Below are 14,405 nucleotides of genomic sequence, written 5' to 3' on the forward strand. Positions count from 1 at the left end.
TTGGAGTTGGTCAGGTCGGGCCCCATCGCAGGCAAGCCAGCTCCCACAATCAAAATGTGGGAGCCGGGCTCGCCCTCGATAGCGGCCCCGCAGGCAATACAGAACTCGGGTTTAGAACACCGAGGCGTAGTCGCCCAGCTCAACCTGTACCGATTTGATGCGGGTGAAGTTGTTCAGCGAGCTGATGCCGTTCTCACGGCCAACACCCGACTGCTTGTAGCCGCCAACCGGCATCTTCGCGTCGGACTCGCCCCAGGCGTTGATCCAGCAGATACCCGCCTCCAACTGATGAATCACGCGGTGGGCGCGGTTCAGGTCCTTGGTCACCAGACCAGCGGCCAAGCCGAAGTCGGTGTCGTTGGCACGACGGATCACTTCTTCTTCGGTCTCGTAGGTGAGGATGCTCATCACTGGGCCAAAGATTTCTTCACGCACGATGGTCATGTCGTCGGTGCAGTCAGTGAACACGGTCGGTGCCACGAATGCGCCCTTGGCGAAGTCGCCGTCGGTCAGGCGGTCGCCGCCGCACAGCAGGCGTGCGCCTTCTTCCTTGCCCTTGGCGATATAGCCCAGCACGCTTTCCATGTGGGCGAAGCTGACCAGTGGGCCGAAGTTGGTGTTTTCGTCTTCTGGGTTGCCAACGCGGATGCGCGCAACACGCTCAACGATCTTGGCTTCAAAGGCGGCTTGCAGGTGCTTTGGAATGAACACACGGGTGCCGTTGGTGCAGACCTGGCCGGAGCTGTAGAAGTTGGCCATCATCGCGGTGTCGGCGGCGCGATCCAGGTCGGCGTCGTCGAAAATGATCAGCGGGGATTTGCCGCCCAGTTCCATGGTGACGTCTTTGAGCGAGGAGCTCGAAGCGCTGGCCATGACCTTCTTGCCGGTGTCGGTACCGCCGGTGAAGGAGATTTTCTCGATGCGTGGGTGCTCGGTCAGCCAGGTGCCGACTTCACGGCCGCTACCGGTCAGAACGTTGAACACGCCATCCGGCACGCCAGCTTCGGTGTAGATTTCGGCCAGCTTCAGGGTGGTCAGCGAGGTGACTTCGCTTGGCTTGAAGATCATCGCGTTGCCGGCAGCCAGGGCTGGGGCGGACTTCCACAGGGCAATCTGGATCGGGTAGTTCCACGCGCCGATACCGGCGACCACGCCCAGCGGCTCGCGGCGGGTGTAGACGAACGAGGTGGTACGCAGCGGGATCTGCTCGCCTTCGATGGCGGGCACCAGGCCTGCGTAGTATTCCAGCACATCGGCGCCGGTGACGATGTCGACGTACTTGGTTTCAGAGAAGGATTTACCGGTGTCCAGGGTTTCCAGGGCCGCCAGTTCATCATTGCGCTCGCGCAGGATTTCCACGGCGCGACGCAGGATGCGCGAACGCTCCATGGCGGTCATGGCGGCCCAGATTTTCTGGCCCTTTTCGGCGCTGACCACCGCACGCTCAACGTCTTCGAATGTGGCGCGTTGCACGTTGGCGAGAACTTCACCGTTAGCCGGGTTGATGGCTTCGAAGGTGGCATCGCTGCCAGCGTCGCTGTAGCCGCCGTCAATGTAGAGTTTTTGCAGTTCGAAACGGGCCATAAAGTCCTCGCAAGTGCATAAGTGGTTGGCGTTAACCACCAAAAGGTGCAGCCATAAGGTTCTGGCAACACCGTTCAGTAGCCGTTCAGGGGTTGAGCGTTTATGTGTGCTCTAACTCACCTGCTTGGCCAATTGGAAATCCATGTATTCGTAAGCGATCCGTTGCGCCTGCTCCGTGTCGAAAGCGTCTCCCGACAGGGCGCCGCGCAACCACAAACCGTCGATCAAGGCCGCCAGGCCTCGGGCTGCGCTGCGTGCATCTTCCAGCGGCAGCACACGGCGGAACTGGCAGCACAGGTTGGAATACAGGCGGTGATCGTTGATCCGCTGCAACCTGTGCAAAGACGGGTGGTGCATGCTGGTGGCCCAGAAGGCCAGCCAGGTTTTCATTGCCGGGCCGTTGACCTGGCTGGCGTCGAAGTTGCCGCCGATAATCACTTGAAGGTGCGCCCGCGGGGTGTCTTCCTTCAATGCCTGCCGGCGTTCGTGGACATTCTCGATCAGCACATTCATCAGGTACCGCATCGTTGCGGCGATCAGGCCGTTCTTGTCCTGAAAGTAGTGACTGATGATGCCGTTCGAGACGCCGGCCAAACGGGCGATCAGCGCAATGCTGGCATCCCCCATCCCGACCTGATCTATGGCCGTCAATGTGGCTTCGATCAACTGCTGGCGGCGTATGGGTTGCATACCGACCTTGGGCATGTAGCACCTCTCCTTAGGCCTGCCAACGGGCGTAAACGTTCGTCGGCGTGAAGGCCAGTCTATTTTGTTTTGATTGAACGTTCAATCAACAAAGAATAAGATCTGCGACAAATGGTCGCTGCCTACAGGTATTTCCTACGTGTCGGCAGACGCATCTGACATCCGTAAAAACCCTTGAAACAGCCCATGACAGCGCGTTGCTGGGGTCTGGGGTTTTTCGGGATGTCTTTATAACACCCGTCCGTCGACTGCCGAAAAATCGATGGCGTGGGTCAAGCGCTGCCTTGTGTCCTCTCTCGCACTGCCCGGAGCCTCTGTGCCATGAGTTCTGCCTCTCTAATAAAGACCCCACCGGAAAAAGTGCGGGTCAACGGTTGGGTGTTCTACACCTCTACCGCGTTGATCCTGTTGTTGACCGCCGTTCTGATCATCGCCCCGCAAGAGGCCGGCAGAATGCTGGGAGTCGCCCAGACCTGGCTCTCGAAAAGCTTTGGCTGGTATTACATGGTGGTCATCGCCGCCTACCTGGTATTTGTGGTGGGTCTGGCGTTTTCGTCCTACGGCAAACTGAAGCTGGGCAGCAAGGCTGATACCCCGGACTTCAGTTACGGCGCCTGGGCCGGCATGTTGTTCTCCTCGGGCATCGGCATTTCGTTGCTGTACTTCGGCGCGTCCGAGCCGTTGGACCATTACTTCAACCCGCCCGAAGGCGCCGCCGCCACCCATATGGCTGCGCGCCAGGCGTTGCAGCTGACCTTCCTGCACTGGGGCCTGCATGGCTGGGCGATCTACGCGCTGGTCGGCCTGGCCGTGGCGTACTTCGCCTACCGCCATAACCAGCCGCTGGCCCTGCGTTCGGCGCTGTACCCATTGATGGGCGAGCGTTGGGTCAAAGGCGCGGCGGGTCACGCGGTGGACGGCTTCGGCATGTTCGTGACCCTGCTGGGTCTGGTGACAAACCTGGGGATTGGTTCGATGCAAGTGTCGTCCGGGTTGGAAAACCTGTTCGGCATGGAGCACAGCAACACCAACCTGCTGATCGTGATCATCGTGATGAGCACCGTGGCGACCATCGCCGCCGTGTCGGGCGTGGAGAACGGCATTCGTCGCTTGTCCAACCTGAACATCGTGCTGTTCAGCGGCCTGCTGATTTTTGTGCTGCTGTTTGGCCCGACCCTGCACCTGCTCAACGGCTTTGTGCAGAACATCGGCGACTACATGAACGGTCTGGTGCTGAAAACCTTCGACCTCTACGTGTACGAAGGCGATGGTGAGAAGTCCGAGCGCTGGATGGGCCTGTGGACCCTGTTCTACTGGGCCTGGTGGATTTCCTGGGCACCGTTCGTGGGCATGTTCATCGCGCGTATTTCCCGTGGCCGTACGGTGCGCGAACTGGTGGCGGGCGTGCTGCTGATCCCGCTGGGCTTTACCCTGGCGTGGCTGTCGATCTTCGGCAACTCGGCCCTGGACCTGGTGCTCAACCATGGCGCCGTGGAGCTGGGCAAGACCGCGTTGGAGCAACCCTCCATGGCGATCTACCAGTTGCTGGAGTACTACCCGGCGTCGAAAGTGGTGATCGGCGTGTCGATCTTTGTGGGTTTTGTGCTGTTCCTGACGCCGGCGGATTCCGGCGCGGTGATGATGGCCAACCTGTCGTGCAAAGGTGGCAACGTGGATGAGGATGCGCCGCACTGGCTGCGGATCTTCTGGTCGGCGGTGATCACCCTGGTGACCATCGGCTTGCTGTTTGCTGGCAACTTTGAAGCCATGCAGACCATGGTGGTGCTGGCGGGCTTGCCGTTCTCGGTGGTGCTGATCTTCTTTATGTTCGGTTTGCACAAAGCCATGCGCCAGGACGTGGCCATCGAACAGGAGCAGGCGCAATTGGCCGAACGCGGCCGTCGTGGTTTCAGCGAGCGCCTGACTGCCCAGGACCTGCAGCCGAGCCAGGCCGTGGTGCAGCGCTTTATGGACAAGAAGGTCACCCCGGCGCTGGAAGAAGCCGCTGTGGCCCTGCGCGCCCAAGGGCTGGATGTGCAGACGCTGCTGGGTAAATCCAAGCGCTGCATTGGCGTGCGGATCGAGATGGAAGGCAACCCGTTTGTCTACGAGGTGAGCCTGGACGGCTACCTGGCGGCGCCGAGTGAGTCGATCGAGGCCGACGAGGAGCGTGCGCGCTACTACCGCGCCGAGGTTTACCTGCACAACGGCGGCCAGGAGTACGACCTGATGGGCTTCACCCAGGAGCAGATCACCCGGGATGTGCTCGATCAGTTTGAAAGCCATCGGCAGCTCCTTGGCCGTGTCTATAGCTGATGGTTGAAGGCGGGTGGTGTCGTCACTGACACCATCTGGTCAAAATGTGGGAGCGGGCTTGCTCGCGATTGCGGTGTATCAGTACCAGATTCATTGACTGATACATTGCAATCGCGAGCAAGCCCGCTCCCACATTTGTTTTGTGTTGCCTTTTAGCCCAAGTTCTTGCCCAGCAGGGCGTGGTACAGCTCGCTGTCCCCCAGAATCCCCACCACTTTGTTGTTGTCGTGCAGCACCAGCTTGTTGCCGGTCTGGTAGCGAATCTGCAAGGCATCGCGCATGCCGATATTCGAATCCACCAAGGTCGGTAGCCGCCCCAGGCCTTCCACGGCTTGCCCCGGCGCCCAGTTCTGCAGGTTCATTGCCACGCCATTTTGCCGTGCGCCCTGGATGGTGTTGCCTTCGGCCAGGTCCAGCCACGAATCGCCGCCCGGATCCAGGCATACCGAGCCGTTGACCCGCTTGCAGTTGTCCAGGGTGCGCATCAGGCTGCGGCCGCACAACACGTTCAGCGGGTTGGTATGGGCGACGAAGGTGCGCACATAGTCGTCCGCCGGGTTCAGCACAATTTCTTCCGGCACGCTGTACTGGATGATCTTGCCGTCTTTCATGATCGCGATCCGGCTACCCAGTTTCAGCGCCTCATCCAGGTCGTGGCTGACGAACACGATGGTCTTGCTCAGTTTGCGTTGCAGCTCCAGCAACTCATCCTGCAGGCCTTGGCGGATCAGCGGGTCGAGGGCCGAGAAGGGTTCGTCCATCAGCAGGATATCGGCGTCCATCGCCAGGGCGCGGGCCAGGCCGACGCGCTGTTGCATGCCGCCCGAGAGTTCGTCGGGCTTCTTGTTGCGCCATTGGGTCAGGCCCACCAGCTCAAGCTTCTCGTCCACCAGCTTGCGCCGTTCCTTTTCGGGGCGGCCCTGCATTTCCAGGCCAAAGCTGATGTTTTCACGCACCGTCAGCCAGGGCATCAGGGCGAACTTCTGGAACACCATGGCAATGCGCTTGGTGCGCATCATTTTCAGCTCTGCCGGGGTGCATGAGGCGATGTCGATCTGGCGTCCTTCATGCTCGACAAACAACTGGCCACGGCTCACGGTGTTAAGGCCGTTGATACAGCGCAACAGGCTGGATTTGCCGGAGCCGGAGAGGCCCATCAGCACGCAGATCTCGCCTTTCTCGATATCCAGGCTGGCCTTTTCCACGCCGACGATCTGCCCGGTCTTCTTCAGGATTTCATTGCGGTGCATTCCCTCGTCCAGCAGCTTGAGGGCTTCGCGTGGGTCTTTGGAAAAAATCACATCGACATTGTCGAATCGGATAATGCTCATGCATCACCCCCTACTTTGGCGTCGGGTTGTTTGCAGATGCGGTCGAGCATGATGGCCAGCAGCACAATCGCCAGGCCGGCTTCAAAGCCCAGGGCAATGTCGGCGGTGTTCAGCGCGTTGACCACGGGTTTGCCGAGGCCGTCGGCGCCCACCAGGGCCGCGATCACCACCATCGACAACGACAGCATGATGCATTGGGTAATACCGGCAGCGATGCTCGGCATGGCGTGGGGCAGTTCGATGCGCGAGAGCAACTGGCGGCGCGAGCAGCCAAAGGCCTTGCCGGCATCCATCAACTCTTGCGGTACATCGCGGATGCCCAGGTAGGTCAGGCGGATCGGCGCGGCAATCGCGAACACCACCGTGGAGATCAGGCCAGGCACCACACCCAGCCCGAAGAGGGTCAGGGTCGGGATAAGGTAAACAAAGGTCGGCACGGTCTGCATCAAGTCGAGCACCGGGCGCATCACGGTGTAGAACATCGGTTTGTGCGCGGCAACAATGCCCAGCGGCACACCGATGACCACGCAGACCAGGGTGGCGAACAGCACCTGGGCCAGGGTCTCCATGGTTTCCTGCCAGTACCCCAGGTTGAGGATCAGCAGGAAGGAGGCAATCACAAATACAGTCAGCCCCCACTTACGTTGAATGTAGTGAGCAAGCAGCGCAATCAGACCGATCAATGCCAGCGGATTGAACCAGGTCAGCGCAAACGTCACGCCGTGGATCATCGTTTCCAGTGTCGATGCGATCGCGTCGAAATAATCGGCGCCGTTCTGCGTCAACCATTCGACGAAGGCAGCGATGTACTGGCCTAGTGGGATTTTCTGTTCAGTCAGCATGGTAGTGAATGTCCACATGCGAAGAGGGAAACATCCTGGGCCGGCGCGCCGGCCCAGGGTCAGCGGTTACTTGTCGAGGTAGGCTTTTACGGCGGCAAGTCCTGGTTTGCCATCAAGGGTGGTGACCCCGGCGAGCCAGGTGTCGAGCACTTGCGGGTTCTTCTTCAGCCAGGCCTTGGCGGCGGCGTCGGGTTTCATTTTGTCGTCGAGGACGTTACCCATCAGGGTGCTTTCCATGTCGAGGGTGAACACCAGGTTTTTCAGGAGCTGGCCGACGTTGCTGCACTCCTGCACGTAGCCCTTGCGGGTGTTGGTGTAGATGGTGGCCTGGCCGTAGTTGGGGCCGAATGAATCGTCACCGCCAGTCAGGTACTTCATCTTGAACCGGGTGTTCATCGGGTGCGGTTCCCAGCCCAGGAATACAATGGCCTGCTCCCGTTTGGTGGCGCGCTCGACTTGCGAGAGCATCCCCGCCTCACTGGACTCGACCACCTTGAAACCTGCGTCTTTCAAGCCGAACTGATTTTTGTCGATCAGGCTCTGGATCGTGCGGTTGCCGTCGTTGCCCGGTTCAATGCCATAGATCTTGCCGCCCAGCTCCTTCTTGAACTTGGCGATATCGGCAAAGTCCTTCAGGCCCTTGTCGTACAGCGCTTGTGGCACTGCCAGGGTGTACTTGGCGTTTTCCAGGTTGGCGCGCACGGTTTCCACGGTGCCGGCATCACGGTACTGCTTGATGTCGTTTTCCATGGTCGGCATCCAGTTGCCGAGGAAGATATCCATGTTCTTGCCATCAGCCAGGGACTTGTAGGTCACGGGCACGGAAATCATCGTGGTCCGGGGCTTGTAGCCCAGGCCCTTGAGGATTTCGCTGGTGGTGGCGGTGGTGACGGTGATATCGGTCCAGCCGACATCGGAGAAGTTGACGGTGCTGCACTGCTCGGGATCAGCAGCGTGGGCCGCAAAGGGAAGACTCAGCATGGCGGCCAACAACAACGGGGGGGAACCTTTCATGGGTTTGGACTCCTGGTGTTTTTCCGGCGGTGCGAGACCGCGCTTATAAGTGTTGCAGTTGGGGCGTGCGAGCAACGTGCAGCCTCGGTACCTTGCAAACGAGTCGAGACTGATCATGTACCAGTGAAAATCTGACGCCTACAGGGTGGGTCGCATCCAGTACAGGGATGGTCGTATCCAGTGTCGGTGACGTCGCATACAGGTTTTTCCACAGGCAAAACTGCACTTTTTCTCGATCTGCGCCGCAAAAAACGGCGATTACGCCCCATTGCGAGGGGACGACGCTGGTGAGCATGGGTATGTCGGTGTCAGACGCCGGACGGCGCAACGAAAGCTTGATGATGCCGCCATCTGGGCGACTTGAGCGTAGCAGCTCCGCCACCAGGCGTTACTGCGCCTGGCCTGTGCTATCGAGGAGTTTCGCGCAATGGCTATCAGCGTTTTCGACCTGTTCAAGATTGGCATCGGGCCGTCCAGTTCCCACACCGTCGGTCCCATGCGGGCCGCGGCGTTGTTCGTCCAGGACTTGCGTGAACGTGCTCTTTTGGAACAGGTGCAGCGCGTCGAAGTTCAGCTGTATGGCTCGTTGTCGGCCACCGGCATCGGGCATGGCAGCGACAATGCAGTGATCATGGGGCTGATGGGCGAGTGGCCGGATGCGATTGATCCGTCGCAGATCGGCCCGCGTATCGAGACCCTGCGTGAGACGCAGACGCTGCTGCTGGACAACCGTGTGCCGGTGTCCTTTGTGTGGTCGCGGGACATGCGCCTGATCGACGAAAACCTGCCGTTCCATCCCAATGCCATGACCCTGGTGGTCTACGGCGCCCAGACCGAGTTGCATCGCGATACCTACTATTCGGTGGGGGGCGGTTTTGTGGTGGATGAGGCCCAGGCGCGCAGCGGCGTGGCGGATATGGACCGCACCGAGCTGCCCTATGATTTTTCCAGTGCGGTGGAGTTGTTGCAGTTGTGCAACACCCACAACCTGCGGGTTGCCGACCTGATGCTGGCCAATGAAAAGGTCTGGCGCTCCGAGGAGGAAATCCGCAGCGGCCTGATGAAACTCTGGCGTGCCATGCAGGACTGTGTCGAGCAGGGCCTCAAGCATGAGGGCATCCTGCCCGGCGGCCTGAATGTGCGCCGCCGCGCCGCCAAGTTGCACCGCAGTTTGCAGGAGCTGGGCAAGCCGAATGTGATCGGCTCGACCTTGAGCGCCATGGAGTGGGTCAACCTGTTCGCCCTGGCCGTCAACGAAGAAAACGCCGCCGGTGGGCGCATGGTCACCGCACCCACCAATGGCGCGGCGGGGATCATCCCGGCGGTGCTGCACTACTTTATGAAGTTCAGCGAAGAAGTCACCGAGGCCAATGTGGTGGACTACTTCCTCGGTGCGGCGGCCATCGGCATCCTGTGCAAGAAGAATGCGTCGATCTCCGGCGCCGAAGTGGGTTGCCAGGGTGAAGTCGGTTCGGCCTGCGCCATGGCGGCGGCGGGGCTGGCAGAGATTCTTGGCGCCTCGCCGGAGCAGGTGTGCAACGCCGCCGAAATCGGCCTGGAACACAACCTTGGCCTGACCTGCGACCCGGTGGGCGGCCTGGTGCAAGTGCCGTGTATCGAGCGCAATGCGATTGCCGCGGTCAAGGCGATCAATGCCGCGCAGATGGCCCTGCGGGGCGACGGCCAGCACTTTATTTCCCTGGACCGGGTGATCCGCACCATGCGCGATACCGGCGCGGATATGCATGACAAGTACAAGGAGACCTCGCGGGGTGGGTTGGCGGTGAGTGCTGTCGAGTGTTAAGCGAACGCAATGCTCAAAGCAGTGAAGATCAAATGTGGGAGCGGGCTTGTCGGATCGCCGCATCGCCGCGAAGACGTCGGCCCAGCAAACATTGATGTTGACTGACCCACAGCTTTCGCGAGCAAGCCCGCTCCCACAGGGGATCTGCGTTTAACTGACTGGCATTGGGGCTTGCCCGCGATGGTGGTGTGTCGAACCCCACTGCTCATAAAGTGAACACTCAGCCCCCAACACGCCACCTTTTAGCGCGTCGCAAACAGATAAGTAGCCCCCAAACGATTTCCCTCCCGACCACCCGTCACCTGTGCGTGTGGTGACACACTTTTCCTATGCCCTGAAAGCGCCTTCCCACAAGTGCTACCGATCTGCTCACAGACCCTGAGCGTAGGCTTTTTCCGAGTCATATCCTCACGCCGCGCGCGGGCTTATATAGACACCTCAACAGGTCGTTTTCAGGAGTTATTGAATACCTATTCAACTTTAGGCATGGCATTTGCTCTATCAATTCAAAGCCTCTCTCCTGACGGATGACGAGCGCAATAACAAGAGCCTCGCCTGAGGCCATTACCTGCTTTGTGTGAGGAGATACCGCGATGACGTCGTTCAACTCCGGGGCCCAACCCCAGAACCGTGCGCCTCAATCCATCGGCTTTTTGCTGCTGGACAATTTCACGCTGATTTCCCTGGCGTCCGCAGTGGAACCACTGCGCATGGCCAACCAATTGTCCGGCCGCGAGCTGTATCGCTGGACTACCTTGAGCGTCGACGGCAACCAGGTATGGGCCAGCGATGGCCTGCAAATCACCCCCGATTGCTCCATGCACAAAGCCCCGGCCCTGGACACCGTGATTGTCTGCGGCGGCGTGGGTATCCAGCGCACCGTGACTCGCGAACACGTGTCGTGGCTGCAAAGCCAGGCGCGCCAGTCCCGCCGCCTCGGCGCGGTGTGCACCGGCAGTTGGGCCCTGGCCTGCGCCGGCTTGCTCGACGGGTTTGATTGCAGCGTGCACTGGGAATGCCTGGCGTCGATGCAGGAAGCCTTCCCACGGGTGTCGATGAGTACGCGCCTGTTCACCCTCGACCGCAATCGCTTCACCAGTTCCGGTGGTACCGCGCCGCTGGACATGATGTTGCACCTGATCAGCCGCGACCATGGCCGTGAACTGTCGGCGGCGATTTCCGAGATGTTCGTGTACGAACGTATCCGCAATGAGCAGGACCACCAGCGAGTGCCGCTCAAGCACATGCTCGGCACCAATCAGCCGAAGCTGCAGGAAATCGTCGCGCTGATGGAAGCCAACCTGGAAGAGCCGATCGACCTCGATGAATTGGCCGTCTATGTCGCCGTCTCGCGGCGTCAGCTGGAGCGGCTGTTCCAGAAATACCTGCACTGCTCGCCGTCGCGCTACTACCTCAAGCTGCGCCTGATCCGCGCCCGGCAGTTGCTCAAGCAAACGCCGATGTCGATCATCGAAGTGGCCTCGGTGTGCGGGTTTGTGTCCACGCCGCACTTCTCCAAGTGCTACCGCGAATACTTCGGCATTCCGCCACGGGATGAGCGCGTAGGTTCCAACACCACCCAGCAAGTGGCGATGATGCCGATTCCGCAGGCGCTGGTGTTGTCACCGCTGGCCGGGCCGATGTCGGCGTTGAGCCAGGCGCGCAATGAGTCGACGTTTGCCAGTGTAAGGCTGTAGTCCGAGGCGTCTGCATCGCCGGCAAGCCAGCGCCCACATTTTGATCTGTGAATACCTTCAAATGTGGGAGCTGGCTTGCCGGCGATAGCGGTGTATCAGGCCCCAGAATTCTGTTTGAACTGCATCAGGGCCGGCAACAACTGCTTATCAATCGCCTGGCGCACCGCCGGCAGAATCGTCGCGCTGCTGGTGTACATCTGCTCGACCATACCCTTGAGTGCCTTGGCCCGCGCCTCACTCAAACCGCGTACCGCGCATTCACAGGCCTGCTCGGCGGTGGCGCCGCTGGACACCTCGAAACCCAGGGAGCGCAGTTGGCTCAGCAGGTCATCCTGATCAATCAAATCCGCGTGCATCATGATGTTCATCCTGGTTAGGGGAGCCTTTGATTCTGGTGGGCCGCCAGCGGGTCGGCAAGGGCTGAATGACGCGATGGCTGGAACGACTATGAGCAGGTCGTTTTCGGGCCAGTTGCCGAGGGTGGTTGCGGGCACACTGGTTTTCAAGCAAGCAGAATGAAGGTTTGGTCACCCTCGGCCCGCACGCTCGCACAAAGCACTCTGCCCCGATCCTGTCACGGCTTGATCGGGGCTTTTTTTATTTGCCGGGCAGGCCGATGACGCGACCGAGCAGGGCCGGCCGGGGCAGGTCTGATTGCTCGGTGCTGATGGCCGTCAACCGCTGTGCAACCCCCTCACTGAAGGGGGCCGAGCGTGGCCCCGCCAGGTCGACATGCAACAGCATCTGCTCATTGCCCGCCAGCTCCCGCTCTTCGCCCACCAGGTGCAGGCTGTGATACAGATGCAGGCGCTTGTTGTCATGGGCGATCAACTGGGTATGCACCTCGACCTCGGCGCCGAGTTTCACTTCGTGCAGGTAATTGAGGTGCAGTTCCAGGGTGAACAGCGAGTGGCCGCTGGCTTCGCGGTGGTCGCTGTCCAGGCCCAGGGTGTCCATCAATGCATCGGTGGCGTAGCTGAAGATCAGCAGGTAAAACGCATCGCGCAGGTGGCCGTTGTAATCGACCCAGTCAGGGAGGATGTTGGTGGTGTAGGTCGTCAGTGCGGGCATGTCGTCAATTCCAGATCTGTACTCGGTCAACTGCAGGAACTGGCTTGCCTGCTCCCACAGATAGCAACCGCCGTTATTCGGCGAAGCTCATGCCGTGTTTTTGCTTGGTGGTCTTCACCGCCTCCAGCACCGCCAGCAGGCAATCATCACGATAGCGTTCCAGCGCCGAAATGCTATGGCTGCCCAACTGCTCACGGGTGCCATCAACCACATCATCAATCAGTTTGTCGGTCAGTTCCGGCGCCGGCAGGTACGTCCACGGCAACTGCAGCGCCGGCCCGAACTGCGCCATGAAATGCCGCATCCCGGCATCGCCGCCGGCCAGGGTGTAGGTCAGGAATGTGCCCATGAACGACCAGCGCAAGCCGGCGCCAAAGCGGATCGCATCGTCGATCTCGCCGGTGGTCGCCACCCCATCGTTGACCAGGTGCAACGCCTCACGCCACAGCGCTTCCAGCAAGCGGTCGGCGATAAACCCCGGGACTTCCTTGCGCACATGCAGCGGGCGCATACCGAGAGATTGGTAGACCTTGATCGCGGCCTGGATTGCTTCGGGCGCGGTGTGTTTGCCACCGACCACTTCTACCAGCGGCAGCAGGTACACCGGGTTGAACGGGTGGCCGACCACGCAGCGTTCCGGGTGCGTGGCGCCTTCATAAAACTCACTGGGCAATAGCCCCGAAGTGCTGGAGCCGATCAAGGCATCGGGTTTGGCCGCCGCGCTGATTTTGCTGTGCAGTTCCAGTTTCAGTTCCAGGCGTTCGGGGGCGCTTTCCTGGATGAAATCGGCGTCTTGCACGCATTCTTCGATGGTCGCGACAAAACGCAGACGCTCCTGGGAGGCGCCCGGCGCCAGGCCCTGTTGTTCCAGGGCGCCCCAGGCATTGGCGACGCGCTTGCGCAGGGCGGCTTCGGCGCCGGGCGCCGGGTCCCAGGCCACCACATCCAGGCCGTGGGCGAGGGCGCGGGACACCCAGCCGCTGCCGATTACACCGCTGCCCAGGGCGGCGAAGGTTTTGATTTCGGTGATAAAGCTCATTTTGGTAATTTCCAGTGTTAAAGAGGTTCATTGTGGGAGCCGGTTGCGGCAGGGGGATTAGCTGCGTTTGGTCAGGCCCATCCTGGTTCGGCCTTCAGCCGGGGTCAGCACTCGCGCGCCCAGGCGGCTGAGGATCTCCCCGGCCCGCTCCACCAGTTGCCCATTGGTCGCCAGTACGCCCTTGTCCAGCCACAAATTGTCTTCCAGGCCGACCCGCACATTGCCGCCCAGCAGCACCGCCTGCGCCGCCATCGGCATTTGCATGCGGCCGATGCCAAAGCCGGCCCACACCGCGTCGGCAGGCAGGTTGTCGACCATGGCTTTCATGGTGGTGGTGTCGGCCGGCGCGCCCCACGGGATGCCCAGGCACAGTTGGAACAGCGGGTCATCGAGCAAGCCTTCCTTGATCATCTGCTTGGCGAACCACAGGTGGCCGGTATCGAAAATCTCCAGTTCGGCCTTCACTCCCAGTTCCTGGATGCGCTTGGCACCCGCACGCAACTGGGCCGGGGTGGACACATAAATGGTGTCACCATCGCCGAAGTTCAGAGTGCCGCAGTCCAGGGTGCAGATTTCCGGCAGCAGTGCTTCGACGTGGGCCAGGCGGGTCAATGGGCCGACCAGGTCGGTGTTGGGGCCGAACTCCATGGGGTGCTCGCCGCCGCCGATTTCCAGGTCGCCGCCCATGCCGGCGGTGAGGTTGACGATGATGTCGATGTCCGCCTCGCGGATGCGCTCCATCAGTTCGCGGTACAGCGCTACGTCGCGGCTGAATTTGCCGGTGTGCGGGTCGCGCACATGGCAATGCACCACGGTGGCGCCGGCTTTGGCCGCTTCTACTGCTGCTGCAGCGATTTGCTTGGGGGTGACCGGCACGTGGGGGCTTCTGGCGGTCGTGTCGCCAGCACCGGTGAGTGCGCAGGTGATGATGACGTCGTGGTTCATGGGGCAGGTTCCTTACAGGCGGGCGTAGTGATGCCGTTCGCAGCCGGTATCAGCTGC

11 protein-coding genes and 1 pseudogene are annotated in these 14,405 nt (G+C 60.7%); 3 read left to right on the forward strand and 9 right to left on the reverse strand.

Features of this window, described 5'->3' with window-relative positions:
• Positions 1–111: 111 nt before the first annotated feature.
• Both betB and betI read right to left on the reverse strand, forming a co-directional pair.
• A complete protein-coding gene (gene betB, locus HBO24_RS08445) occupies positions 112–1,584 on the reverse strand; it encodes a betaine-aldehyde dehydrogenase (RefSeq protein WP_057444317.1) in 1,473 nt (490 codons plus the stop codon).
• A 111-nt stretch (positions 1,585–1,695) separates the two neighbouring features.
• The gene (betI, locus tag HBO24_RS08450) at positions 1,696–2,289 is read right to left on the reverse strand and encodes a transcriptional regulator BetI (protein WP_057440248.1); all 594 of its coding nucleotides are present in this window, start codon (positions 2,287–2,289) and stop codon (positions 1,696–1,698) included.
• A 378-nt stretch (positions 2,290–2,667) separates the two neighbouring features.
• On the opposite strand from betI, the gene HBO24_RS08455 reads away from it, so the two are divergent.
• Entirely contained in the window at positions 2,668–4,605 is a 1,938-nt protein-coding gene (locus HBO24_RS08455; RefSeq protein WP_232545555.1) for a BCCT family transporter, read from the forward strand.
• A 152-nt stretch (positions 4,606–4,757) separates the two neighbouring features.
• On the opposite strand, the gene choV is transcribed toward HBO24_RS08455, so the two are convergent.
• The 3 genes from choV to HBO24_RS08470 form a co-directional block, all read right to left on the reverse strand.
• Positions 4,758–5,936 carry a choline ABC transporter ATP-binding protein gene (gene choV / locus HBO24_RS08460; protein WP_029300678.1) on the reverse strand — a complete coding sequence of 393 codons (1,179 nt, stop codon included), beginning with the start codon at positions 5,934–5,936 and terminating at the stop codon, positions 4,758–4,760.
• Complete coding sequence (gene choW / locus HBO24_RS08465; RefSeq protein ID WP_057440251.1) at positions 5,933–6,778, reverse strand: choline ABC transporter permease subunit; 846 nt, start codon at positions 6,776–6,778, stop codon at positions 5,933–5,935. Before choW ends, choV begins: the two co-directional genes overlap by 4 nt.
• A 66-nt stretch (positions 6,779–6,844) precedes the next feature.
• Positions 6,845–7,792: a choline ABC transporter substrate-binding protein gene (locus HBO24_RS08470; RefSeq protein WP_057960844.1), complete on the reverse strand. Its 948-nt coding sequence runs from the start codon at positions 7,790–7,792 to the stop codon at positions 6,845–6,847.
• A gap of 427 nt (positions 7,793–8,219) precedes the next feature.
• Here HBO24_RS08470 and HBO24_RS08475 point away from each other — a divergent pair, with 427 nt between their 5' ends.
• Positions 8,220–9,596, forward strand: a complete 1,377-nt coding sequence (locus tag HBO24_RS08475) for an L-serine ammonia-lyase (protein ID WP_170059551.1) — start codon at positions 8,220–8,222, stop codon at positions 9,594–9,596.
• Positions 9,597–10,189: 593 nt separating this feature from the next.
• Entirely contained in the window at positions 10,190–11,293 is a 1,104-nt protein-coding gene (locus tag HBO24_RS08480; RefSeq protein WP_029300670.1) for a GlxA family transcriptional regulator, read from the forward strand.
• A 95-nt stretch (positions 11,294–11,388) separates the two neighbouring features.
• Here HBO24_RS08480 and HBO24_RS08485 read toward each other — a convergent pair whose 3' ends face one another.
• From HBO24_RS08485 to HBO24_RS08500, 4 genes and pseudogenes are all read right to left on the reverse strand, one after another.
• On the reverse strand, positions 11,389–11,652 hold the full coding sequence (locus HBO24_RS08485) for a hypothetical protein (RefSeq protein ID WP_057440253.1): 264 nt from the start codon (positions 11,650–11,652) through the stop codon (positions 11,389–11,391).
• A 215-nt stretch (positions 11,653–11,867) separates the two neighbouring features.
• Positions 11,868–12,364, reverse strand: a pseudogene (locus HBO24_RS08490) (thioesterase family protein).
• Between the two features lie 73 nt (positions 12,365–12,437).
• A complete protein-coding gene (locus tag HBO24_RS08495) occupies positions 12,438–13,403 on the reverse strand; it encodes an L-carnitine dehydrogenase (protein ID WP_057440255.1) in 966 nt (321 codons plus the stop codon).
• A 57-nt stretch (positions 13,404–13,460) separates the two neighbouring features.
• On the reverse strand, positions 13,461–14,348 hold the full coding sequence (locus HBO24_RS08500; RefSeq protein ID WP_057444316.1) for a 3-keto-5-aminohexanoate cleavage protein: 888 nt from the start codon (positions 14,346–14,348) through the stop codon (positions 13,461–13,463).
• Positions 14,349–14,405 lie beyond the last annotated feature (57 nt).

Source organism: Pseudomonas sp. WS 5410, from assembly GCF_012985645.1.
Lineage (GTDB): Bacteria > Pseudomonadota > Gammaproteobacteria > Pseudomonadales > Pseudomonadaceae > Aquipseudomonas > Aquipseudomonas shahriarae.